At 33.7% G+C, this 26758-nt stretch carries 16 protein-coding genes; 5 read left to right on the top strand and 11 right to left on the bottom strand.

Annotation, left to right across the window (positions count from 1 at the left end):
* Positions 1-327: 327 nt before the first annotated feature.
* Both Q4Q40_RS21085 and Q4Q40_RS21080 read right to left on the bottom strand, forming a co-directional pair.
* The gene (locus Q4Q40_RS21085) at positions 328-1632 is read right to left on the bottom strand and encodes a DUF8740 domain-containing protein (RefSeq protein WP_303304028.1); all 1305 of its coding nucleotides are present in this window, start codon (positions 1630-1632) and stop codon (positions 328-330) included.
* 13 nt (positions 1633-1645) lie between these two features.
* Entirely contained in the window at positions 1646-2131 is a 486-nt protein-coding gene (locus tag Q4Q40_RS21080; RefSeq protein WP_303275870.1) for a T9SS type A sorting domain-containing protein, read from the bottom strand.
* A 1380-nt stretch (positions 2132-3511) separates the two neighbouring features.
* Between Q4Q40_RS21080 and Q4Q40_RS21075 the strand changes: the two genes are divergently transcribed.
* The gene (locus Q4Q40_RS21075) at positions 3512-3964 is read left to right on the top strand and encodes a BfmA/BtgA family mobilization protein (RefSeq protein WP_303304027.1); all 453 of its coding nucleotides are present in this window, start codon (positions 3512-3514) and stop codon (positions 3962-3964) included.
* A gap of 145 nt (positions 3965-4109) precedes the next feature.
* Here the strand turns inward: Q4Q40_RS21075 and Q4Q40_RS21070 are convergent, their stop codons facing one another.
* From Q4Q40_RS21070 to Q4Q40_RS21055, 4 genes are all read right to left on the bottom strand, one after another.
* Complete coding sequence (locus tag Q4Q40_RS21070) at positions 4110-5504, bottom strand: DUF5723 family protein (RefSeq protein ID WP_303304026.1); 1395 nt, start codon at positions 5502-5504, stop codon at positions 4110-4112.
* A 3-nt stretch (positions 5505-5507) separates the two neighbouring features.
* A complete protein-coding gene (locus Q4Q40_RS21065) occupies positions 5508-7127 on the bottom strand; it encodes a hypothetical protein (protein WP_303304025.1) in 1620 nt (539 codons plus the stop codon).
* Positions 7128-8376: 1249 nt separating this feature from the next.
* Complete coding sequence (locus tag Q4Q40_RS21060) at positions 8377-9609, bottom strand: DUF8740 domain-containing protein (protein WP_303304024.1); 1233 nt, start codon at positions 9607-9609, stop codon at positions 8377-8379.
* Positions 9610-9614: 5 nt separating this feature from the next.
* Entirely contained in the window at positions 9615-10088 is a 474-nt protein-coding gene (locus Q4Q40_RS21055) for a T9SS type A sorting domain-containing protein (RefSeq protein ID WP_303304023.1), read from the bottom strand.
* An 861-nt stretch (positions 10089-10949) separates the two neighbouring features.
* Between Q4Q40_RS21055 and Q4Q40_RS21050 the strand changes: the two genes are divergently transcribed.
* From Q4Q40_RS21050 to Q4Q40_RS21040, 4 genes are all read left to right on the top strand, one after another.
* Positions 10950-12308: an ATP-binding protein gene (locus Q4Q40_RS21050; RefSeq protein ID WP_303304022.1), complete on the top strand. Its 1359-nt coding sequence runs from the start codon at positions 10950-10952 to the stop codon at positions 12306-12308.
* A 629-nt stretch (positions 12309-12937) separates the two neighbouring features.
* Positions 12938-14005, top strand: coding sequence for a site-specific integrase (locus tag Q4Q40_RS21045; RefSeq protein ID WP_345027192.1), 1068 nt, complete (start codon positions 12938-12940; stop codon positions 14003-14005).
* The gene (locus tag Q4Q40_RS24130) at positions 13969-14166 is read left to right on the top strand and encodes a tyrosine-type recombinase/integrase (RefSeq protein ID WP_345027194.1); all 198 of its coding nucleotides are present in this window, start codon (positions 13969-13971) and stop codon (positions 14164-14166) included. Before Q4Q40_RS21045 ends, Q4Q40_RS24130 begins: the two co-directional genes overlap by 37 nt.
* A gap of 607 nt (positions 14167-14773) precedes the next feature.
* On the top strand, positions 14774-15286 hold the full coding sequence (locus tag Q4Q40_RS21040) for a UpxY family transcription antiterminator (protein WP_303304021.1): 513 nt from the start codon (positions 14774-14776) through the stop codon (positions 15284-15286).
* Between the two features lie 127 nt (positions 15287-15413).
* Here Q4Q40_RS21040 and Q4Q40_RS21035 read toward each other — a convergent pair whose 3' ends face one another.
* The 5 genes from Q4Q40_RS21035 to Q4Q40_RS21015 form a co-directional block, all read right to left on the bottom strand.
* On the bottom strand, positions 15414-15917 hold the full coding sequence (locus Q4Q40_RS21035; RefSeq protein ID WP_303304019.1) for an MBL fold metallo-hydrolase: 504 nt from the start codon (positions 15915-15917) through the stop codon (positions 15414-15416).
* Positions 15918-16151: 234 nt separating this feature from the next.
* Positions 16152-16787: a 4'-phosphopantetheinyl transferase family protein gene (locus tag Q4Q40_RS21030; protein WP_303304018.1), complete on the bottom strand. Its 636-nt coding sequence runs from the start codon at positions 16785-16787 to the stop codon at positions 16152-16154.
* Between the two features lie 219 nt (positions 16788-17006).
* A complete protein-coding gene (gene fabD / locus Q4Q40_RS21025; protein ID WP_303304017.1) occupies positions 17007-20342 on the bottom strand; it encodes an ACP S-malonyltransferase in 3336 nt (1111 codons plus the stop codon).
* 9 nt (positions 20343-20351) lie between these two features.
* The gene (locus Q4Q40_RS21020; protein WP_303304016.1) at positions 20352-25223 is read right to left on the bottom strand and encodes a beta-ketoacyl synthase N-terminal-like domain-containing protein; all 4872 of its coding nucleotides are present in this window, start codon (positions 25221-25223) and stop codon (positions 20352-20354) included.
* A gap of 10 nt (positions 25224-25233) precedes the next feature.
* Positions 25234-26758: SDR family NAD(P)-dependent oxidoreductase (locus Q4Q40_RS21015; protein WP_303304015.1), on the bottom strand; the 1525-nt coding region annotated here is incomplete at its 5' end.

The following is a 26758-nucleotide window of genomic DNA, read 5'->3' as shown; positions in this document are numbered from 1 at the left end:
GTTTTGTATGTACCTTTTGAGTAAACATCATAGCATCCTCGTTATAGCACTTATTAAAATAAACCTTCTTTGAAAAGTGTAAATCTTGTTTTATCGGCACTAACTTGTATTTTTTCTGCTATGGTCATATTATGGATATTTCAAAAAAAAATTATTAACATGATTTTTGCTCAACTCGGCATAGTTTAAACAAGTTCAACTCAGCTCTTGTTTTTCGCAAAAATTCCGACCCGCAAAGCGGGTATTATAAAAAACTACCTGTTCCGCCTTTTCGGCGGACAGGTAGTTTAAGTGACAAAGTATCAAATCGCTTCGCTAATCAAAGTGTCAATCCTTAAGGCAACGTACACTAAAGCCGTGCGCCCGGTTGAGGCTGCTTATGCCGGCATTGCTGCTGAAGTACAGGTATTTGGAGTAAGTACCACTAACCGTACTTGACCAATAGTAGCCGATGGAACCCAAATTGTAGAGCGAACCACTGCTGTAGAAGCGGTAGCCTGCCACGGGCAATTTAAGTGGCGATGCAAAAGCACCGGCTGAATTATTACTGTCCCAGCTCGTGAGCTCGTTTTCCCATTCAACTTCTGTTGGCAGGCGGTAACCACTTGGGCAAGGGTTGTTGGTGCCGCTTACGCCCTGCCATAAATTGTCGTTTTGTGAGCTACGCCAGTCGGCTAGGCTACTGTTGGTAATAAAATCGCCATGCCCGGGAGTATCACTTGTTGCTAATGTAGCTGTTGTGCTTGATGTTCTGCTTTCGTGCCCATCGGCAGCACGCCCCCATTGGTACAAGTCCCCGTAAGCATCAGCATCGTTACTGCTTGTTGCTACTTGCGAAGCTCCAAGGTTGCGGTCCATCCATATTTTGCCTGTGGCGGAAGTTATATCTTGCCACATTAGTCCAGATGTAGGATCAATATTGGTATCATTATCTATCCAAATTGGTACGCCATTTAGATTAGTAAGTCTTTGCCCTGTAGTTCCTACTGCCACTATTACCCATGCAGTGCCGTTCCAGTATTGCATTTGGCCGGTAGCTGTGCCTGTGATAGCCCCCACTTTTGCAGTATTGGCAACTACATGGTCATTAGCTGACACCAAGGCATCGGTATATCCTACTTTTAAAGTGTTGGCAACTACATGGTCATTATCTGACACCAAGGCATCGGTATATCCTACTTTTAAAGTGTTGGCAGCTATTTCATTAGCTTGTGCAGTCGAAATACCATTTTCAGCTTTTTTTGCCTGCAATGCATAAGGTACACTTAACAACTGGCTTGTGCCTGCAATGGTATAGCTTGTGCCTCCTGTTGGGTCGGTTTCTGTTTTTATAAAAGAAGGACCAGAAGACCAATCTATGGTAGTAAAATTGCCACTTAAAACAGTTCCTGTTCCTATTTCTAATGTTACTAATCCGTTAACATTAGTGGTTGGTGTTTGGTTTTCTTTGTATACAACTGTTCCTGTCGCTGTAGTTTGCAAAATGCTTATTTGCATCCCTACTACTTGGTTTGTTACTAAAGCACCTGCTCCATCGCGGATTACCGCTTGATAACTCATTTTTTCGGGTGCTTGTGCAAAGGTGGTTGCTGTTAGTAATACAGCTAAAATAAATGTAAATAATTTTTTCATTGGTTTGACCTCCTTAATTTTTAATGATTTTAAATGTTTTAACTTCTTTGTTGACCTGCATTACTTTCACAAAGTATGTTGAAGGAAGAAGGTTACTCATAATAATACTTGTTTGATTACCTATGATTTTCTCGTTTTGCAAAAGTTTTCCGTTAATGTCATATAGTTGATATGATAAATTTTTCAACTTCCAACTTTCAACTTTCAACTGTAAATAATCGGTAGTTGGGTTGGGATAAGCCGTAACCGAAAGGTTTATGCCTTTGGCTTGTTCAATTCCTAATGCTATCGAAATATAGGGTTGTTGTACGCCTTGTGCCACAGAACCATTTGTTCCTGTGTTGGTCGTGTAAACAACCTGTCCTACGGAATAGCTAGCCGAACCTCCGCTGCCTGAAGCATTGCCGCCTGTGGCGTTAACGCTTTCTTGTGCCTGCAACCCTGTCAGTCCGAGTCCTAATATGAGTATGGCACTTAGTTTTAATCGTTTGTAACTCATTTGTCCACCTTTTTTAATTATTAATATTCATTTTTGGTTATCTATTTAATATTCTGTTTTTCTGTGTCGTTTCGGCGGTCTTTTTTTTCAATGAACGCTAACGGCAGTTGTAGAGATAGAAGTAACTTGGTATTTTATATTATTAGCAGCCGTAAATTCATCTCCTACAGATTGACCATAGCTGGTCAAACTCAGTAAGCTAAAAAGGATGAAGGATAATTGCAATTGTATTTTTTTTCCATTTTCTTAGGAGTGTTTAATTTTATGATTTTCCTTTATGATTTTTGGTATATTTTAAACCGAATAGTATGAACTTCTCAGAGAACAGCCAATAATAAGTGCTTATGTAAATTAAACAAGGGACGAATAAAGCATTAAAAGGGATTTATCAAGATCAAATTCTCCATAAAGATTAATATGTTAGCTGGCCATAACCAAAATCGAACTCTATAAAAATATTAGGTATGCTGCGCATCTTTACTATTTCCTTTGAAAACGAAAGCAAAAAGGAACGCTGCGCTAGGACATAAATAAATATTGGCACTAAGTACAGCGCGTTCAATTTACCATCAAATTTATCTGCTTAAATAATGGCATTAACCCGCTTCCTTCGTCAGGGGATCCATCCAATTTTTTAATTGAAAATTTGAGACAAATAGTTGCTTTTCGTTTTGGAACCTGCACAAATATTGTTTAATTAAAGTCACATCTTATGGAAACCAAAGTAAAACGCATATTGGAAATCCCTGTGAGAAAACACAAAAAGGGAATTGTAAATGAAAATAACAAAGCAAATAAGTCCTTTTTACTGGTTATCTATATTATGGTTTTTTCGGTTTGAATATTCCAAAGAAGTACACCCAAAAGAAACACAATCCTAAGATTTTTTTTCAATTTAAACTCCCTTAGTTTTTACGTTTCCTTTTTTTAGAACTAACGTTTCTCAAGCTGTATTTCTTCAGATCCCTTTTATTTAAAACCAATTCAATAATTTAACCAATTGGCATCAAATCACGCTTTTTATTATAAAACAATAGAACCTATATTTAGATAAGCCACAAAAAAGGCTTAACGTATGGTCATTTTTGTTGTGATTTAATTTTCCTATTGAACACCTATCAATTACCAATTAAAAAAAAGCATCTGATTGGAACAATCAGGTGGCTCGGAATTTTGACCATCGGGAAAAATGTAGAGCAAGAGGGTAACGGGCTGGCGCAGCGTTACGTTATTTCATTTACCCTGTAAAGCCTTTTTTTTATAGGGGTTTTGGGGTTTTAAAAAGTTTTGGAGTAGTCAATTAAATTGTCACAAAACCATTGAAAAGCCTAATGAATATTAAAAAATATTGTCACAATCTTAAAATAAAACATAGCCCAAATGGATGATTTTAAAACCGTACGGATAAAAAAGAAAACCTTGTTAAGGTTTAAGCGTTTTTCAAAAAAGGTTTCTAACAGCTATTCCAAAACGTTGGATATGGTGATGCGCTTTTTTGAGTGGCACGGTTTTTTGCCCTCAGACCGTTTAGGGAAAAGTATGGTAGAGGAAATCATCAAAAACCGAATAAATAATGCCATTGCCATTATCAAGGATATTGAGAAAAGCCAAACCTTACCAACAATGGCAATGTTGCAATCCCTATTTGAACAAAGTTTTGAAGAGGATGACGATGATTTTATAGAAAAGAAGTTTGAAAACATAGAAGATGAAGAAGATGAGCTACTGGATAAGGTAAAAGAAGTTAAAACCCACTTCGGAAAAGATTACCTAAAACTAGAACTCTCCAAGGAAGAAGTAGAAAAATATAAGCGAACCATAAAAAATAGTTGAGACATCTACATCAATATTACCCAACCACATAAGGGAGAACATTTAAAAAATGAATTGTGATATATTTTTTAAACTTTAATCTCCATCATTATCTGTAGGCTGCACATAACTTATCTATATAAATTGGTAAACAATTTTTATATGATTACAATATTTTTAAATAAACTCTTGATTGTCTAATTTCACCCCTTTTGTTGATCTTTTTTAGCCATTTTTTATATCCTAGATTCAAATTTATTCCAAAACGAAAATCAGCACTATATACATTCTCAATCTTACTTACTATATTATCTGTTGCAGCATATATTTGTAATGCACCTAAAGAAACTGCAAAATTGCCTCCAATGCCTATGGGTTTTTGGTGTCCGCCAAAACTACTTGTTAGGCCAAAAGTTGCCCTTTTTAAGGTGCGATTATAGGCTAATGCAAAAGAGGGAGAAAAATCATTAAAAGTATAGTTGTTAAAACCGGTAAGACTAAACCTGTTTTTTTTATTTGGTAAGTAAGACGTAGAGACATATGATTTAACACCTAATTTTGTTTTAAAAGACCTTTGTGTCTCATTGGTTGTAAAAATAGTACTTAGTTCATTTTCAAATGCCTGTTCGACATCGTCTATATCTTTTAAATCTAAACCGGTAAATGTTCCACTTCCATCTTCAATATTGTAATTAATAACGTGCTCTCTCCATGTAATACTTCCTATATCATTAGTGGAAATCTCTATTATAAACTTTTTGCTTATTTGGTAAGATGCACCAAGATCGAAGGCTATTCCTTTGTTTTTATTTCCAAAAATATATGAAGTTAATGCATTATTAGGGTAATTATCTTTATTTATAATTAAATCAAGCCCTGCAGTATTTACAGTAGCATTTTGGGCTGTCATTTCCCAATTATAAGTATCTGCTTTGGTCAATAACGTTAGTTCTGCATTACGCTGTGTCGATGCGTGAAAAACACCACGTAAGAGCCTTAGGTTAAATCCTACTTTAAATTTACTGTCCAAAAAGGTTCTTACATACCCGAAACCGATCTCACGATATGCTGTAGCGTTAAACTTATCATGGCTCAAATCGATAAGTTCTCCCACTTGAGAACTATTGCCATTAGCCAAAAAATTAAAAAAAGGTTTTGTAAGCTGAGCATTTACGTCTGTTTTTGTGTTTAAAAACACAGAAAAGGCATTTTTCCCTTTACGTAACCCCATATAAAACAGGTGACCTGTGACATTAGTTTTTAAAGTATTGATATCACCAACATGCAATAAAAGGTTTTTAAGATCAATTTCCAATGCCCCTGAATTTGTGTTTTCTACTAAAAGATCTTTTAATCGAAAACCATTCTGGTAATTTACACCAAAATTTGAACTGGGAATTGCAATCGTAAATGTATTTTGCGGCATATAGGTAGGTGAAATACCCTGTGTTTGAAACACATAATCTCTTAGTTGGTAAAAAGAGAAATATTCTTGTGCTGTAACATGATACATAGTAAAAGCTATAAAAGCATATATTAATAGAGTTCTTTTTTTTTGCATGACCTAGTTGTTATTAATATCAATACTTACATCTGTTGTAATGCTAATATCTAAAGTGTTAGCTGCTAGTAACTTTACAGGACTGTTTGCGCTAGCATTTGTAGTATTCATTTTTAATTTTAAAACCGCTCTTGTGGCTGTTTTTAAATCGTCTCCTGTAATGTCAAATGACGCTGTATTAGTAGAAGCCCCCGTACTAATACCATTGGTGTCTACTGGTGCAGCAGCAAATACTACTTGTTCGGTTATTGTATAAACAATTGAATTGTCATTGTAAAACACCATTTCAAGTGTCCCTCCCAACGGAATGGTATTTATGGTATGTATATTTAAGGTCGTCTCACCTAGATCTTCAAAATCTGCTCCATTAATGTCATCCAGTTCTTGTTCAAATTCAATATTTTCAAGAACAACATCCAGGGGCATATCAACTTCTACGTAGGCATTTAATGCACTGGTATTTAAAATGAAGTTTTGAGTTGAATAACTATTTGGATTTGATGTTGCAGAGATATCTACCGTTAATTGAGAGGGCTTTAAAGCTAACAGATCAACAATATTTGAGTTTGTATTATCTATGGTAATAGTATCTCTTACAGTTTGTCCTTGTTGGTCTAGTGCAGGGCCATTAATAATTAGGGGCGTATCTGTAACAGCTCCCATTAATAAGTTGGCTTCGCTGGCATTACTTACAGCAATGTTTCCAAAATCAATCCCCAAAGGAAATCCAAAACTATTATCGACTATCAATCGCAATGTTGGATCCGCAAATAGAAACGTACCAGTACCAAAATCTTCAAAAACGTCGAAGTCAATGGTTTGACTGTCACTATTTACAGTTTGATTTTTTAAATTGCCGTAAATCGCTTCAAATTGGAGGTTCGTCATATCCAGTGAAAATGACAATTTTTGCTCAGAGGCTATTGTATCTCCAATGTCCAGATCAATACTACCCGAAACTGTTAATACAAAAGTATTGGTCGTACTTCCTCCATTACCATCGTCTGTTAAGTCCACCCAGAAAGCTGCTAGATCAATACCAATTATTTCAGAGGTTGCTCCATTTATGGGCATTGTTACCTCATAAGGACTATCATCGGTTTTAGACTTTAACGAATTGAGGGTTAGTGTCAAATCCATATCAATATCAGCAAATGTTGATTGAACTGTAAGCCGTAAGTACCCCTCACTAAAAACGATTTTATTAAATTCTTCACCATTTGATCCACTTAATGAAAAGGCAAAAGGAGGTATTTGGTCAAGAATTAAAGTTTCATCAATAAACGATCCTGGAGAAGGAATATCTATTCCTGGACTGTAATCCTGTGAAGGGAAACTCTGATCTGGAATTTCTGTAGCATCAACAGCGCTAACTGATGCTAAAGTGTCTAAATACACAAACGAGACTACGCCTTCGTTAGTTTCTTTGATTTCTAAACCTTCTGCATCAATTTCATTGATCAATTCACCCACTGCATACGTAATATTTCCCACAGGGATTGCCCAATTTGCCTCTGTGTCAAAATCCTCTATATCTTTATCTAAATAACTAAGATCACAAGCCTGTATCACAGATAGTAGTATTGATATGAATATGATGTATTTAAATTTTATTTTTTTCATAATTTGAGTTAATTAGGTCGGTAAAAAATCAAATAGTAGTATACTTCTTTAGCAAATTTGGAAGCAACCTTGTCAATAAACCCTTTTCACCGTAGTGATTACGAGAATCTATTTTCCTTGAATCAATGTAGAGATCGCGGGGGTTTTTAAATTGAGCAACATTTTTAATTTCACTTTTACAAGCCATCAAAAAAATGGACAATAGAAATAATGTATATTTTTTCATAGTATGATTTTTAAAAACCTTTTATGGGCCAAGATCAAAGGAGATCACCTAATTAATCTACTTATTAGTAGGCATCTCGTTTTTACTTGGTTTTCAATGGACATTTTATATAAACTGGTTTATATAAAAATCAGTTCTTAACACGACCTATCCTATAAAATGTGACGAAACCAGACAAATGTGGGACGAAAAAGGAATAATTAGGATTTTGAAAAATTAAAGAAGTCAAAAGCGGTTTCGGAAAGGATTATTTTAAGCTTTAGATTACCCTAGAAGAATTTTGAGAAATATAAGAGAATCATCAAAAACCATTCAAAAAAATAAGGTTTTATCCCAGGAATATTATCATATATCCCGTTATTAAGATATTTAAACACTTATTGTTGTTTATTTTTTTATACAATATTTTCTTTGTTTAAATAATAATATTTAATACTGAATACAAATATAGCAAACACACAAAAGCAGATAAAAGGTACGACTTAAATTTTGACCAAAGTTTATTTGTCAATATAAATTTAGAACAGTCCACAATTATTTAATTATTTGAGTTAGTCACCAAATTAAAATAGCTTAGATTCATGAAAAGCACATTTTAACCGATGTGCTTTTTTAATGAAGATTATTTGGATGTTACCAAAAAAATATTGAAATCATTTCTTAATAATAGTTTTTTTAACTTTCCAAAGAAAAGATGGAACATGATATAAATTCCTAAAAACCATTGGAAATCGGTTAAAACCACGCTCTGAATTTTCTTTTTTAGTTTTTCGACATCCCAACACTACACTTATAACTTTGATAAAATTGCTATTTGGTCAGGTATTCAATCCATTTTAATATCATCAGGTAATATTTCTAAAATTCTATGACCAATATGGAAATATAAAGAAAGGGGGGGACAACTGAGGGGATTTCTCAAAATTGATTCTGATAGCGTTTTAAAAAGTAGGATATTCAGAAATAAATTTGAACACTATGATGGATTATTGGATGATTTTTAGACAAGGATATTCACTCTTATTAAAAAACCCGAACTGCACGCACACGGGAGGGGTAGTACTTACCGATGCTGCTGAGCTGATTACCAGTGACTAAACCCTGTAACCACGCGTAATTGGAATTGACCTCCGTAGAACTCCAGTAGGAACTATCAATAAAATTAGAACCTTCATTGTTGGTTGCTGTCTCATTTATAGTGTCTCTATTAAGGTACATTTCATTCAACTCCTCTTTACTCGGTAAAAACCAATCGTTAAAACCGCCTCCAGTGTAGGCTCTTGCCAAACCTGCTGCGTAATCAGATTCTGTTTCACCTTGTACTGCAATAATAGTATCTGTATTGTCTGCACCTGTACCAATTGTTTCACCTGTTGCCCCTGTAATCATATAAATACCATTATACCATCGTATTCCATCACTACTTTGGTCTTCTATGGCGCAAACTAACCCATGCGTATTATCTTCGGGATCTACCCAGAATACTACACCTCCATCTCTAAAGTCTCCTATCTCTGCTGGCTCTAAAGCTGCAATTCTAGTATTTAAAGCTTCTATTTGCTCTTGTAATAAATCTATATACGCCTTTGTTGCTGCATCACTCTCTACGGTTGGTGTTCCTAAACCTGTAATAACGGCTCCGTTTGCATCGTTTCCATCGGCTAGTACTTCTTCTATATTTTGTATCTCATTCAATGGGTCGGAATCTGCATCATCGGTATCTAATCCATCTACATACGCCTTTGTTGCTGCATCTTGCGCATCACTAGGGTCTGTTACATTCTTTAATTGGTTATTATTTGCCGAATTTCCCAATGCCACAACATCTGCCAAAGTTTGGGTTTCTGTTGCACTACTTGCCGTTTTTGCATGTAGGGCATAAGGCACACTTAATAACTGGCTAGTACCTGTAATGCTATAATTTGTTCCTCCTGCTGGGTCGGTTTCTGTTTTTATAAAGTAAGGGCCAGAAGACCAATCTATGGTAGTAAAATCGCCAATTGAAACAGTACCTGTTCCTATTTCCAATGTTACTAACCCGTTGGCATTAGTGGTTGGTGTATGGGTTTCTCCATAAACAGCTGTTCCTGTCGCTGTAGTTTGTAAAATGCTTATTTGCATCCCTACTACTTGGTTTGCTACTAAGGCATCACCGCTGTCTCTTACTACGGCTTGGTAGCTCATTTTTTCTGGTGCCTGTGCAAAGGTGGTCGCTGTTAGTAATATTGCTGCTATTATCGTGTATAGTTTTTTCATAGTCTTTATTTCTTAATAATTTTAAATGTTTTTAGTTCTTGGCTGTTTTGGTTTACTTTAAGCACATAGGTGCCTGATGCCAAGTTTTGCATACCTATTTGGGTATTGGTTTGTGTTGTTACGTCTTTTGTAACTGCTCTACCCTGTAAATCATAAAGGACATAACTTAAATCTGTAATATTAGCATCGCTTATCCCTAACACAACATAATCTGTTGTAGGATTAGGATAGGTAACTACTGATAAGTTTACAGTTGTAACTTCTGGATTACTTAAGCTAAAGCGTTCGATAGCTTGCTGAACGCCTTGGGAAACGGCACCACTACTACCTGTATTGGTAGTATACACAATTTGACCAACAGAATAACTGGATGCACCCCCACTTCCTGTGGATAATCCTCCTGATGCTGGAATATTTTCTTGTGAATGAATTAAAAGGGTAGCAAATAACAGACATGCTACTAGTATAGTGTTTTTCATTGTTTTGTTGTTGTTCTTTTTCTTCTTCTATAATATTATAGAATTGTGATATTAGGTGTTAACTTAAAGCATAGTTCAGCACTTTAAAAAAAAAGTGATGAACTCTCTTAAATGAGGGACTAATTTGAAACTATAGGGGATTTTTGATAAGCTGGTTTTGGTGGTTCTTCTTTTAATTCAAATCTCTACCGCGTTGAGACTTCCATCAATAAAATCCAATGGAGACAATTGGTGAATCTCAAAAAAATCGGCTATATCACGTAAGGTCATCTCATAGAATGTGATTTAGAAATTTCCTTGCAGGATTTTCTGAACTTGTTTGCAATGGGCTCCTTGTATTTTAAAGGTTGTAAATCGCTCTTTTTTCATATCCTTCATCCTTTTTTTAGCAAAATATATTCTGATTTTACTAGAATCAGGAGCTTTTTAAGCAAAAAAACGCCCAAAAGTATATGCTATTGGAAATCGGTTAAAACCACTCTACATTTTTTTAGTTTTCCGACATTCCAACACTGCACTCTTTTATCCCAGTTTCAGTACATATCTGCACTTTTTATTTTGCATTTGGATTAAATGGTTTTAATTCTTGAAAACTTAATTGTTCAGAATTCAGGTAAAACGCTGAAGATTTGGTGCTCTCTATTTACAACAGATAATGAACACTGTGGGCCTAAAACCAATTTCCTGAAATCCCAAGAAACCAATAGTTCCTACCTGTTTAAGCTTTGAACTACACTTTTTTTTGAGATGGTATAGATTGTTTTAATCCTTTGTTATACATAATAATATTTAAATTTACCTTGACTTTGTTACATAAAAATAAATAATTCACCCTTACTTTGTTACAAATAATTTTAAGATATGAATTTCAGAAGGCATGCACTTAAGAGCTTAGAGAGCTGGAAGGCTAGTAATAATAGGAAGCCACTCATTTTAAGAGGGGCAAGACAGGTCGGAAAAACGACTTTAGTAAAAGAATTTGCGAAAGGCTATAAGCATCATATTTTTTTGAATTTGGAAAAATTGGCTGATGCAACAATTTTTGAAACTTATGATGATGTCGAAACACTAGTAGAGGCCTTATTTCTATCCAATAATATTAGTCCGAAGGAACAAAGGAGTACTTTACTCTTTATTGACGAAATACAAGAACTTCCCAAAGCCATTCAATCACTACGGTATTTTTTTGAAGAGGTTTCCGATTTGAATGTCATAGCAGCAGGTTCATTGTTGGAATTTACTATGAAAGATGTGGAAAGTTTTCCTGTAGGTCGCATTGAATACTTATATCTCTATCCTTTGAATTTTCAAGAGTATTTGGAAGCCATTCAACATACCGCTGCTTTAGAGCAATTGAATACCATTCCTCTAAAACCAGTAGCTCATAAAACCTTGTTAGATCTGTTTCATAGATATGCCATAGTGGGAGGTATGCCAGAAATTGTAAAAATGGATATTGAATATAATAATTTGGCCGAGCTGCCCAAGGTTTATGAAAGTATTTGGGGCACTTATAAAAACGATGTAGAAAAGTACGCTTCGGGCACAAGTGAAAGAAGGGTCATCAAACATATTATGGATACTGCCCACCTCTATGTGGATCAGCGAATCAAATTCCAAAACTTCGGAAATTCCAATTATAAATCGAGAGAAGTAGGCGAGGCCATGCGTAACCTCGATGCCGCCAAAATCATACAACTCATTTATCCTACCACAGATATCGAACCTCCTATCAAACCCGATATCAAAAAATCGCCAAGGTTACAATTTTTGGATACTGGCTTAGTAAACTATACTTTGGAAATACAAGCGGGGATGTTAGGCATGGAAGATTTGAGCAATGCTTTTAAGAGAGCAATAATACCGCATTTAATAGCTCAAGAGGTCATATCGTTAAACACGATAACTAATACCAAGCCTAATTTTTGGATTCGTGAAAAAAAGCAGTCTTCATCGGAAGTAGATTTGGTGTATCACTATGGCGATAAAATCATTCCTATTGAAATTAAGTCTGGTGCAACGGGAACTTTAAAATCTCTGCATCAGTTTATGGATAGAACAGACCATGCGTATGCTATCAGAATGTATGCAGGAGAATTTAAAGTTCAAAATTCAACTACAATAGATGGAACGCCTTTTTTATTAATGAATTTGCCCTATTATTTGGGAACACAGCTTCCCAGATATATCGAGTATTTTGTGAATAATTATGCTCTTTAAATAATTATACCCCTCGGTCAAAATCATTTCATTTGAATTCATAAGATGATATTTGTAGAGAAATAAATAGTTTAGCTCTAAGCTATTATTTAAAGTCTAAAATTTTTCCTTTAAAGAGCTCTCTTTTTTTGAACTCCAATTGAATAAGGTAATTGCAGATACTAATAATCAGGAATATGAAACTGCATACAATAAAATCTGATGATATAGTACTTTTATTCTTATGCAGAATAAAATTAATAAGTATTGATATAATTTGTACCTTTATGATATCAAAGAAGAGCAAATTATATGTTCAAAGTTCTTTTTATGGTTTTAGTGTACAATTAGGTGTGTACATTTTGAAAAAATGAAATAAAATGCTGAATAACAGTGCGGTATAAAGTGTGGGTTAAGCCTGCCACCCCGACAACACCGATGTCATTTGATATCAAACAATATTTAACTAAATGATTTTTAGTAATTTAATTTTTATTGATATCATTTAGTTAGTTTTATTAACAAGTAAAAAGGGACTTATTCGGGACCTAATCTTCTTTCTTTTTTTCGTATATTTATTATAGAGAGCAGAGCTTTCAACGTGATTTAACTTTCGTTTCAAGGATTTATTAACTTAAAACGAAGGAAAAATGAAAACTTCCACATTTAAGATTCTTTTTCGACAAGTAATAGGAAAGAGAAAAAACGACCAAGCATCCATTTATGCCAGAGTTACAGTAAATGGTGAGCGCACAGAATTTAGTTTAAATAGACTTTATCCTATAAAGGATTGGGACGGTAAAATGAGCCGTGCAAAAGGCAGAACAGCCCATGCAAGAACTCTCAACGATGAGCTGGACAATGCCTACGCGGATATTACAGCATCATATAAAGAACTATGCAAAGAAGGCAAGTTTATAACCGCTCAAGTTGTAAAGGCAAGATACCTAGGGACAGATAATAACCAAGAAACGCTTTTTAGTTTAGTAGGATACCATAAAAACAAAATGGAGGGCGTTTTAACGAACGGCACTTTAAAAAACTATAAGACCACTACAAAGTATCTAAAAGCCTTTTTAACAACCAAATTGAAAACCAAAGACGTTTATTTAGAGCAAATGAGCTATAGTTTTATTGTGAACTTTGAGCAATACCTAAGAAACAAAGAAAACAACCTAAGCAAACAACCATTAACCAATAACGGTATAATGAAACATATTGAACGACTTAACAAACTAATGAACTTAGCCGTAAAGTTAGAGTGGATAAGTAAAAACCCCTTTTTGCATTACGATGTAAAGTTTAATAAATATGATCGTCCATTTTTATCTGCTATAGAATTACAACAATTAGAAAACATAGAATTACAAAAAGAGAAACACATCTATGTTAGAAATGTTTTTGTTTTTGGGTGCTATACAGGACTGTCCTATATCGATATCAGGCTACTAACAAAAGAGAGTATCGTTTACGGCATAGACGGTAAAAAATGGATTTCGTTTTACAGACAAAAAAGTACCGAACCTGTAAAAGTGCCATTGCTGGATAAAGCATTAAATATCTTGAAAACGTATAAGGAGTACGACAATAGTAATAGACTGTTACCAGTATGCAGCAATCAGAAAATGAACATTTATATAAAAGAAGTGGCAAAACTGTGTAAAATAAAAAAGAACCTAAGTTGCCATGTAGCCGTCATACTTTTGCAACTACGGTAACTTTATCCAATGGCGTGCCTATAGAAACCGTATCAAAATTATTAGGTCACACCAAACTTTCTACCACACAGATTTATGCTAGAGTAATGGAAGATAAAATAGGTAAAGACATTAGCGAGTTACAAAGTGTCTTAAATACGGATAAAAAGAATGCATCATAAGAGTGATTTTTTTAGTAATAATTAAAAAGCGTTATTTAATTTTGTTAAATTTTAGTCTTATAAAATTAGGCTAACTGTTGTTTGTAGTTTCAATACTGAAGGTTACATCATGTAAAAAGGCTGTCATAAATAATTTTGTGGCAGTTTTTTTATTTGAGAAGAAAGCGAAACGACAAAGTACTATAGAGGGCTTGTCTTTGGCACCCGAATCCAATTTATAGGACAAAAAAAACTAGAGCGGAAACGTAAAAACCTAATTCGCTTAGGCATAGAAGAAGGGCAAGCTTATGCTTGGAGTAGAACCAGAATGGGAGGCTGGGCAGTCGCCCAAAGTCCAATTCTAAGAACTACCATCACCAGAATGATACATAATACATTACTTGGTTGGAAATTATTAATCTGAAAAGAAATAAAAATATTTTGGTGTAAAATCCTTTTAGGATAAGTTTTAATCCTTAAAGGTTAATTTTTTCAAGATACATTTGACCATTAATAAATTGTTTTTGTTTGTTTAATTTGATTACAGACGATCATTTTATTGGGAATTAATTTCATGTAACAGAGGATAGTGAAGCTATACTTCTTTTTTTAATTATATATTAATTTTATGAATTTTAATATTGGTTGGCATGTACTATATGTCAAATCCCGTTGGGAGAAAAAAGTTTATGAATCTTTAAAAGAGATTTCTCTAGAAGTTTTTTTACCTCAGACAAAAATAATTCGACAGTGGAGTGATCGAAAGAAAACTATTTTAAAACCGTTATTTCCATCTTATGTATTTGTAAAGATTAATTCGTCATTGGAGTTTTATAAAGCATTATCTATTAACGGTGCTTGTGCTTATATTAGCTTTGGAAATGATTATGCAAGAGTGACAGAAAAAGAAATTACTCAAATCAAATTTTTAATTGGAGATAAAGATATTACAGATATAAGAATGAATATAGAACTTCCAAAAGTTGGTGAGATTAAAAAGATAATTTATGGACCATTAAGTGGGCTAGAATGTGAAGTCATTAAAACAGGTAATGTTAAAAAAATTATTGTAAGAATTGAATCATTGCAACAAAATATTGTGGCAATGATTCCTCTTCATTTTTTTGAGAGTGTATTGTAAGAGTTATACACATTTTTTACTCTGAGTGATGGAGGTGGTGGATTAGCTAAAGATTAGCTTTAGAGAAAGTTGTTAACTTTTAATTCTTCGTTATTCTTTTATTTATTGGAAATCAAAAGGATCAGGCTTATTTTCCTATTTCTGAATTCAACAAAATATTTTTTTTCTCAAGCTGGAAATAAACATTATTTCTCAAAAGATAACTTAGTTCTTTACCTGGAGATTTTCCAAAAGAATGACCAGGCCAAAACATAGTAGTTTCTGCCAATTTTAATTTTAAAAATTGAATAGAGAGGTATAACTTTTCAGTGTCGTTTGGATGACAAATACCTACACCTTCTATAAAAGCCGTATCTCCAGAGAATAAATTATTTTCAATTAAATAACATGTGCTTCCCATTGTATGACCAGGTGTAATCAATGGCGTTACGACAAAATCACCTAAAACTATTTTTTTTTGATGTTCTACTCTCTTTAAATTCATCAAAATAATTTTGTAAGTATCAATTTCTGTACTAGACATAAAAATTGATACATCCCTTGATTCAGCAAATCTCTCCGCTAAGTCCGTGTGATCAGAATGTGAATGAGTAATCAAAACTGCTTTTAAAATAATATTATTTTCATTCAAAAAATTATTTATAAGATCATAGTCCAAGCAGGATCTATAATGATCCCTTGATAGTTTTTATATATTAAATAGCATTGATTCTTAAAAATACTTTGACCAACCTTAAATACCTTAATCTTAGCTTTCATTTCAAAAAGATTATTATCAAATGGTTCATAAAACTATAATCAATTTTTTTATTTATATAAGTAGAATCAATTATTCCACTTTCCTAATCGTTGTTATTCGTATATTCTAAAAATTTAAGTTAATCAATTTGATTGAGTTTGGTTTAGAATCCGAAGCCAAGCATACGCTATATTCTTTATTAATTTGTAATATTTCAAGGTTCCAAAAGTTATTATCTATTGTTGCTGTGTTATTTGTCACTTGAATTTCCTTTAAAGGTGCATGAAATCCTCTGCCGTCAGCTTTCACTACGCTTTCTTTGATTGTCCAATATAGAAAAAACTTTTGTTTAGGATCGTTGGATTTTTTTATTTGATTTAATTGATCTTCAGAAAAGGCAGATTGAAAATTTTCGAAATCAATAAACCTAATTTTCTCAATATCAATTCCAAGTCGAATATTTCTGCCTATAGCACAAACGACCATATCGTGTGAGTGTGAAATGTTAAAATCAAGATTAGTATCTATAAAAGGTCTCCCATACTGATTATAGTACAAGTTTTCTAAGCTGCGGTGCTGTATCCCCATTTTTAATAATGCTTCAATTAATAGGATTTTACCAAATAAGTTAGTATGTCGATCCTGCCATCTCATAAATCTTAAATTTCTTTCTTGTAGCTTTTTTGGAATTTTGTTGAGAAGTTGCTTATAAGTTTGAATAGGAAGCTCTTTGACAACTTTGGTATAGTAGACATAGATCATATTTTCGATTTTATGAAAAGAGTCGAACCGAGAATATTTACCACTAAGCTAATAGATATTATTTTCGAAAAAAATCTTAAACTAAAGAACCTTTTTTCAAGCTTTAATCGATAGAATTCTTCGAGAATCTCGCTCTTTTAATTGAAAACCTTTTAAAAATAAATTCTTTCCGCTTGTTACTTCGGGGCTCTATTTTGGGGTGTTCATTGAATAATTACTTCAATTTTTGTAAAAAGATTTTATTCGGTTATTTAGTAATTCAGCTGAACTGCTCATTATTTTTTCTGCGATTTCATCTACATGCCTATTCCTCCAATTCTCAAGAGATGTTCCTTTTACCCATTGATTAAACGCACCAAGAGCTGGTCCACAATGAACCTGAAAGTCAACTTTTTGGTCAACTTGTCCTTTTAGAGCTAATTCATTAGAATATCCAAAATACCATCTAAAAATATATGCCATTTTCTGTTTTGGATTCTTTTCGGCACGGCTAATTTCTTCTGGGGTATAATATTTTTTTACCTCTTTATATATTTCATCAAAACTACGTTTGAAATACCGAGCCTCTAATCGTTTCCTTGTCTTTTCATCGATTTCGTCAATTGAATTATAGTGTCTATATAAATCGTAAAGTTTGTTGGCTCTTGCCGAAAAAAAGACTCCTTTTTTCAATACTTGAATTTTTGCACCCATTTCGAACATATCCCCAGCTGGGGCGTAGCCAGTATCTTGTACATTAATATCTTGAAGCACTTGCTTTACTTTTTCATTGGCTCCAGACTCTACAGTACATTGATTAATTGATCCAGTAAGGATGTAATCCGCTCCCAAAATAAATGCTGATACAGCTGCTTCTGGTGTTCCAATTCCTCCAGCAGCTCCAATCCTTATATTATTTTTGTAATCGTATTCTTTAATATGTAAATCCCGTTCTTTAATAATTGCGGGCATTAATGTAGATAGTATACCTTGATCTGTATGACCTCCTGAGTCAGCCTCTACCGTTAACTCGTCAGCTAGAGGAATAAATTTTGCTAAATCAGCTTGGTGTTCGGAAATTAGTTTTTCGCTAAGTAACTTTTGAACTATTCTTTCTGGGGCTGGACTAAGAAATAAGGATGCAACTTCTGGTCTTGAAATTTTAGCAATTATACGATTCCCTTTCTCTATACTACCATCTTTATTTTGTGACAAGCCTTTTAATTTGTATCTAACAATCGCAGAACTAATTTCCATATAAGCTGATGCTTCAATTAGAGGAACTTTGTACTTTAGAAACAGGTCAACAAGACCTTCCTCTTTTGACCCATTAAGGAGATTAAATCCGTATGATTCACCATTTTTTAGCTGATCTTGAATATATATAATAGCGTTTTCCACCTCATTTAGATTTAGTCCTCCTGTTCCATAAAACCCCATCAACCCGGCTTTCCCCATTTTAACAACCAGTTCTTTCGATGCGATTCCATGAACCATAGCTCCTGATATATAGGCATACTTTAGATTGTAATCTTTTCTAAATTCTATTGATCCAAGATCTGTTCCTGTAATACTAAATACACTACTCTGAAGAGCTGGATCTATTAATTTGCTTGAGTTTTTATGATTTTCATAATCTATTGTATTGTGGATTGTTTTTTCCAAGTTCTGAAATTCTTCTTTTATAACTGTATTTTCTTCATTTTTGCGATCAATGACTTCCTGATTTTCTAAAATCAATGGTTTCGCTTCTGTCTTGATTTTAGCTAATAATTTCTGTAAAACATCTCCTGGGCCAACTTCTTTGAATTCTGTTACACCCTTTCCCATTAAGTAACATATTGATTCGGTCCATTTTACAGGACTAGTAATTTGGTCAGCTAATAGTTTCTTCAATTCAAGAGTTGGATAAGGTCGAGCTGTAACGTTTGAAATAATTGGAATTTTAGGTTTATTAAAGGAAAAATTATTTAGATAATTTTCAAATTCGATTTTTGAATTTTCCATAAGTCTTGAATGAAATGCTCCGCTAACATTTAGTGTTAAATAGAGGTCGCATCCAGCTTTCTCAAAAAAGGGCTGAGCATTTACTATATCATTTTTAGGCCCTGAAATTACAATCTGTTGAGGAGAATTAAGATTTGCAATATCGATAAATTTAAGACCTTCGAGCTCAATGATTTCATTGACTCTGCTTTCATTTAACCCAATTACTGCTGCCATTCCTCCTTCTTTTGCTTTAGCCATAAGCTCACCTCGCTTTTTTACTAATTTTAACCCCGTCTCAAAATCTATTGTATCCGATGCAAACAGAGCACAGTACTCCCCAAGGCTATGACCAGCCACAAAATCAGGTTTCTGATTATTTTCTTGGATAAGTTTTAAATAGCTTAAACAATTGATTACATATAAAGCAGGCTGAGTAAATTGAGTTTTATTAAGATTGTTTTCGGGATTATTTATACATAAATTCTCTAGAGAATACCCTAAAATTTCACTAGCCATGTCAAAAGCTGCTTTGAAGTCATTAAATAATTCTTGTCCCATTCCTTTTTTCTGCGACCCTTGTCCTGGAAAAAGATATGCTAACTCTTTGTTTTGGTTTTTTTTTGTTTTCATACGAATGTTATGTTTTATTTTATCAATGTTATTCACTTCATTACTGAACTGATTCATAATATTAAATACCGCTGATTTTCTATTAGTATTTCTATTCTTTATTATATTTGAAAGAGCACCCGAGGCACCTAAGTCAATGTATGTGTAGTTATAATTCTGATCATTCTCAATGAATTTAATTGCCTCTATAAATAAAATAGGCTTTCTTATAATGTCCCAGAAATATTTAGGCTTAATTTCCTTATCGAGTTTCTCGCCGAACAAAGATGAAACGACTGAAACATTTGGTTTTTTACAATATATTGGGCTCAAAAATGAGGAAAAAGAAGTAAAAGCTGGATCTATATTTTCTGAGTGAAAGCCATGAGATACTGGTAATTCAATAAAAAAAAAATTTTCTCTCCTAAGTAACCTTTTAATCGAGTTTGATTGATTCCTTGAGCATGAAATAACAAAATGCTTTTCACTGTACATAGAAACTATATTGGCTGTGGAATCAATATGGAGAATTTTTCTAAAAACCTCTGTTGTGCCCATGATAGCAATCATATTTCCGTAATCACACGTACTTTCAATACAATCAGCTTGATAGAATATAAGTTCTAATGCTTTTTCTGGAGTTATTACTTCGGACAAGGCAGCTGATATAAACTCTCCAAGACTTGCTCCAATTACATGGTCTGGTCTTATACCTATATCTATTAGGGTTTTTGCAAGTGAGTAACCCACCATGAAAATGGAGGGATGAGTATGAATGGTTTTTGAAAATTCATGTTTTTTAGTTTTTTTTTGATCATAAATAACATCCAATATGGATTGACCAGAAAGTCGTTTATGTGAATCGTCTAGTTTGGTCATCCAATTTTTGAAACATACATTTTTAGAGAAGAGTTCCTTTCCCATATGATAATATTGAGAACCTTGTCCAGAAAACATGAAAACAATTTTTTTATTCATAGAAAGCATTTATTTTGGTGTAACTATATTTACCTCATCAATCACTGGATTCTTGTAACCATGTTTTTTTATAATATCATTCTTAAAAGTTCTTAAATACCTTTTGTTCATTCCCTCCTTAGAATATAGTTTTTTACAAAATCTAAAAATCGTTTGATATACCTTTTTTTCAGAGAACATGGTCATATGGCATGAAGAATCTACATCCATGATATGAGTATTAGGAATCTGTTTTTCCCATTCTTTCCAATATGTTGTATGATCTATTGAAAAGCTAGGTTTTTCAATACTGCAATATGGTTCCAATTCACCATAAAATAAACCATTCTTATTACGGAAGTAATAACAAGTCAGACTTTTTGGGTCTGGTAAAGGCCTTACCTCGTGTTTATCAACTTCAAAAGCCAATTGAACTTTACTGTTATGTTTTATTATTAATTTAATCTGAGATTTTGTGTTTTTCATCCCTCGCTTTTTTGCTATTGAAACTAATTCATCTAAAAAGGATTCTTCGTCCTTAATGGTTTCAACTTCACTTCTGTGGATCAATAGTTTAGAAAATTTTTCTGGCTGATCGATGATAGTTTTTAATAATGCAAGGTTTATAGTTCTTAATATTACCGTTCTCATATCTGTTTGTAATCTTTTGAGCCCTTGTAAATAAAGTGAATCGAGCATAACAATCGATCCAACTTTCTTACCAAGAAGCTGCAATTGGGTAGTAACTTCATAGGCTAACACACCTCCCATAGAATATCCACCTAGATCATAAGGTCCTTCAGGTTGTATTGTCATCATTATCTTGATATAATATGCAGCCATGTTTTGCATCCCACGCAGAGGAAGCCTGTCATTTCCCCAACCTTTTGCCTGAATACCAAAAAAAGGACGTTCTGATTTTTCAGCTATTTTATTATATATACTCACTCCTCCCAAAGCTGGATGAAACCAAAATATTGGTTTCCCTTCAGTTTTATCATTTAAGTGTATTAGCTCTGGAAACAATTTTAACGCTGATTGAATCGATACGGTTTCTTCTTCTTTATGATCGATATAATCATCTTTAGCCAAACTATTAATAATGTCTTGAGTTGTTACCCATTTTTGAAGATCATTAATTTCTATAGTGGGTTCAACTTCTTTTTGAAGTTTGGAAACTAGATTCGTACTAATCAAAGAGTCAAATCCATAATTTGCCAAAGGCAAATTCATGTCTACTTCGCTAGGTAAAACCCCAACCATGTTAGCTACGATATTGCGAATAGTATTGATTTTTGAATTAGGCTTTTTATTATCTATTTTACCTTCAGATTTCGATGTCTTTATATCGTTAAAAATAGGAGGTGGGAGTTCATTTTCAATCCAGTAACGTTTTCTAAGAAAAGGATAGGTGGGTAGGTTTATCAGTTGAATATCTCTGTCTTTGTACAGCGATTTCCAAGAAATTTTTCCTCCCTGTACCCAGTAAGATGCCAGCTTTTCTAAATTATTTTCTGCCAATAATACTTTGGCTATAGTTTCTCCTAAACTTCCCGAGAGAAGATTGTTGAGGTTCACGGATTCCATTGGACTTCCTAAATAAATTTGAATAGAAGATTTGATTAAATCTTCCTCGTGTTTAGATTTTATAACGGTCTTCAATCCATCAATAAGCTGATTTCGATTAGCAATTATCATTGCGCAGCGATGCTCCATTGACTCTTTTCCTACTTGAAGCGTATAAGCAAATTGTAAAAGTGACAATTTTTTCTTTTTTTCGACAAATTCCAATAGTTGCTTTGCAACTTCTTTTCGTTGATCTTTAGTTTTTGCAGAGAATACAATTAATAGAAGTATTTCTTTTGAATTATAGTTTGAATTTTCTACAAGAACTGGATTTTCATATTCTTCTAAAATAACATGTGCATTGGATCCTCCTATACCAAAGGAACTTACCGTTGCTCTCCTGGGAAGTTTATATGTTTTTCCATCTTTTTTTCTAACCATTTGTTTCCAATCTGTTAGTTCTTCTTGTATTTGAAAAGGAGTTCCTTTTAGGTTTAATTGGGGATTTAATGGCTTTGATTTTATGGATGGAACTAATTTTTTATGTTTTAACTGCAAAATCACTTTAGTCAGTTGAGAAATTCCGGAAGCTGCTTCTGCATGCCCTATATTAGACTTTACGGATCCTATTGGATATGGTTGCCCCCTTTCCGTATCTGTAAAAACTCTTTTTAACGCATTAAACTCAATAGCATCTCCTAGAGGAGAGCCATTGGCTGCGGCTTCAATATAACCAATGGTATTAGGGTTAATCCTAGATTTATTGAAATTCTCCTTTACTAGTCTCACTTGAGCATTAGGGTTAGGGGCAGAGAATCCATTTGATTTACCATCATGGTTAATTGCCGAAGATTTAATTACTGCCATGATTTCATCCTTATCTTTTATTGCTTCAGAAAGAGGTTTTAGCAGGACAGACCCTATAGCTTCGGCCGGAAGATAACCGTCGGAATCCGAAAAACTTCTACAGTTTTTGTGACTGCCAATTACCTGAAGTCTGCTCAGACCTATATATTTATAAGGATGAATAGAAAGATTTACACCTCCCGCAATAGCTATTTTACATTCTTCTTTTAAAAGGCTCTCACATGCCATATGCAAGGCTATAAGCGAAGAAGAACACATAGTATCTATAGCTATACTAGGCCCTTGTAAGTCAAAAAAATAGGAAGTACGGTTGGCAATTGACCCATAAGAGGCTAATGAAAGTACAGGTTCTTGTATTTTTCCGACTCCAAAATTTCGATAATGTTGATACATTGTACCAACAAAAACACCAACCTGAGATTCATATTGTGACTGAAGTTTAGTTCTCGTATAACCTGAATTTTCAAAAAGATCCCATACATTTTCTAGGAATAAGCGCTCCTGGGGATCCAGTAATTCAGCTTCTCTGGGCGAAATGTTAAAGAATAAAGGGTCAAATTTTTCTACATCTTCGAGAAACCCTCCCCATATACTATAGGTTTTGTCTTGTACATTCTTGTCTTTATCGTAGTAACTCTTATGATCCCATCTTTCTGCGGGAATTTCTGTAATACAATCTTTTCCTTGTGCCAAATTCTCCCAAAATTCATCAAGATTTTTGGCTTTTGGATAACGCCCCGTCATTCCGATAATAGCAATGTCAGAAGATTTAGAACTTACTCTTTCTCCTTGTATTTTCGTTGTGTCGTAAAATCTTTTCGATGTTATTTTCTGAACAACGGGTTTATTATTAGAAGTATTTTTGTCGTTATCCATTTTTATTGGTGGGATGGGGGCAATACCTAATAGGTTTTCTAGTGCCATACGATCTTTTTTTACGAAGAATTCGACCAGATCATTAATTGTTGGGTATTCAAAGAATATTGAACTGTTAACATCCTCAAAAAATTTATTAAGTTCATCTGCAAACTGCACCACTATGATGGAATCTATTCCATATTTTTCCAAATCCTCCGATGCATCTATTCTATGGTGAGGAATTTTGAGACCATCACCAATTAGCTTCTTAAAATATTCTTTGCTTTTCTCTTTCAGAGTACTCAAGTTTAATATGGATTTTTCTCCTAATGTTGGTTTATGAAACACCTCCTTGGTCAATCCTTTATCGAGTGTTTTTTTAACCTTGTTTATATCTTTAGGAAGCGTTTTCTGTCTTACTATACCATCACTTTGGCTAAGGATGACCTGTTGTCCCAAAAAATGCATTTCGTTCACAGGAAAAAAAACAGATTTAAAACCTTCTTCCTCTAAAACCTGCTGCCATGTTTTGGAGTACAAACCAGGACACCCAGGGATTCTAATGGTTGGATCTTCGTACATCCACCATCCCTCTAAAAGTCCAAACGTCAAATGGGTAAATAATGACTTTTCACTTATTTCATTCAAAATAAGTATACCATTGTTTTTAAGGCATGCCTTGGTATTGCGTATTGCTTGTTTAATATTTTTCGTTGCATGCAAAACGTTGGTAGCGATAGCAATATCATATTGTCCTATTTCGATGTTTTGCTGAGTAGGGGATTGCTCTACATTAAAAATCTTATACGAGAGTGAAGAGTTTTGGGGAGCAAACTCTTTTTTTGCATGGATAAGAAACGCTTGAGATATGTCAGTATAACAATATTCCTTTATATTTATAGAATGCTCGTTGAGCATTTTAAAAACTTTGGTACTGGTACCACCAGTTCCTGCTCCAATTTCTATTATTCTGATTTCTGCTTTGGGGTCTTTTTTAAGTAATTCTTTGATTGAGTTTAATATAGAAAGGCTTACAATTTCATTAAAAAAATCTACTGTGTTATTATCTTTATATATCCCCTCTACCAATTCCATTGAGGAATTCGGAAATATTATATCAGTAGCTTTCTTTTTTCCCAGAAGAATATTTGGGAGCGATTTTAAGGTTGTTTCTATAAGTGTAATTTGCGCTTTTGTATCGGTACTTTGATTCCATTTATTTTTTTCAAAATTCCATTCTTCCCATATGATATCTAAATTTAGTTTTATAGGAGTATGGAATAGTTCGGATTCGCTAAACTCTTGTGTTAAGTTTTGAATTAAGGCTCTAATACTTTCCTTAAACCATTCTTGATATGACTCAATTATCCCTAATTCCTTTGCAAGATCATTTATAGATGATTTTCTAATCTTTTTCATACCAATGGATTGAAGCTGGCATAAAAGCAATTGACATAAAAGCTTGTCCATTTCTCTGTTTTTCTTATCTAGTTCAGGTTTTCTGAAATTAGATAGAGGTATGTTTAACTTGATAGACTCAGCTAGGCTAGCAAAATCTAAAGAGCCGTTCTCAGGGTAAATTTCTATTAATTCATTTGTATTTATGTTCATATTAAAATTTTTAGTTTATGACTACAGCCTTAGTTGTTTTCATTAATGAGATTTGATCAAAAGGGCCATTGAGTAAGGATTCAAGAGCCTCCATTCCTTCGGGAGCCTCAATAGAGTCAATTCCGAATTTTTTCATGCGATCTCGGTAGATTTCAGAAGAAACTATACCTACACTCCCCCAATAACCCCAGTTCATTACTTTTACCTTACATTTCCATTCTAAGGCAAGTTGATGAGCAAAAGCATCTTCAAATACACATCCAGCAACGTAATTACTTTGACCAGCAGATTTAGTGAAAGAGTTCATTGATGAGAAAAATAATACAAAATCTAACTCTTCTTTATGAAAAACCTGAGAGAGGCGGACACATGTGTCTACTTTGGAAGACAGAACTGATGTTAGTTCACTTTCCTTCATTGTTGATATGCTTCTATCTGATAGAACGATAGCAGAATGAACAATACCGTTTATTTTATTATATTTTTTTTTGATTATTTCATAAGCTTTTTTAAGCGCTTCCAAGTTTGTTGCATCAGCTTTTATATAAAGAGGTTTAGGGCCTATCTTGCTTAAATCATTTATTTTAGTTTGTATTTCACTATTCTCACTACGACGTCCAATCCAAACTATTTTGGCATTATAATTTTGGATCATGTATTTGCTCCATACTTCTCCGATACCACCTGCTCCTCCAATGATTACATAAACTCCATCCATTTTGAATTCTATTCGTTGTAGGTGTGAAATTCGAACAGGAACCTGTTGCTGACGAAACCATTGCTCCGTACGGTAAACTATAATATTGTCATCTGAATTTTTAGGAAGTGTTTTAATTTGTGAAATCGGAAAGTTTGTGCTACCGTCAAGATCAATTAATCTTATATTCCAATTTGAATATTCTTTTGAAGCGGAGCCCATAAAGCCATGCAGACTTGCGTGAGTGGGAGAAACATGGTCTTTTTTATTAATTGGTTGGGTTTGCCGTGTAATAATGGTCCAAGTAAGTTCCATTTTATCGTAGCCTATCTCAACAAGAGCTTTTATAATACGGAAGCATTGGAATATTCCTCGGTTTTGTTCTATCAATAATGATTCATCTGTTAATGTATTTAATGGTATGTGTGAAACCAACCAAAAGATTTGATCTATACCATTTATATCTTCTAGAATCTTAACAATGCCTTTTGAAGTGTTGAATAGCTCATCGTCCAATAAAATGGCATTAGGATACTCCCCTTTGATAGTCTCTTTTTCTGATATTTCACCCCCAATAATCACAACTTGACTATCAGACGAAATAATTTCTTTCCCCTCATCTGGGGTAAATGGCTCCCATATGGTTTTTAAAACAAGCAGGTTATTACTATCGTTTTCAGAGGTTATTTCTGAATTTAGTTCATTTTTCATATGTTTTTCTTCAAGAACTCTAGAAGAAAAGCTTTTGATTTTAACACATATTTTTCCAGTTGCGTCGCATAAATCAATATCTATTTTTTGTATTTTATCATTTGTTGTACTTGTGGGACTCAATCTA

Origin of the sequence: Flavivirga jejuensis (genome assembly GCF_030540765.1) — a bacterium.
Taxonomy (GTDB): Bacteria; Bacteroidota; Bacteroidia; order Flavobacteriales; family Flavobacteriaceae; genus Flavivirga; species Flavivirga jejuensis.
The sequence above is the reverse complement of the archived record's forward strand: the minus strand, read 5'-3'. Positions and strand labels throughout refer to the sequence as shown.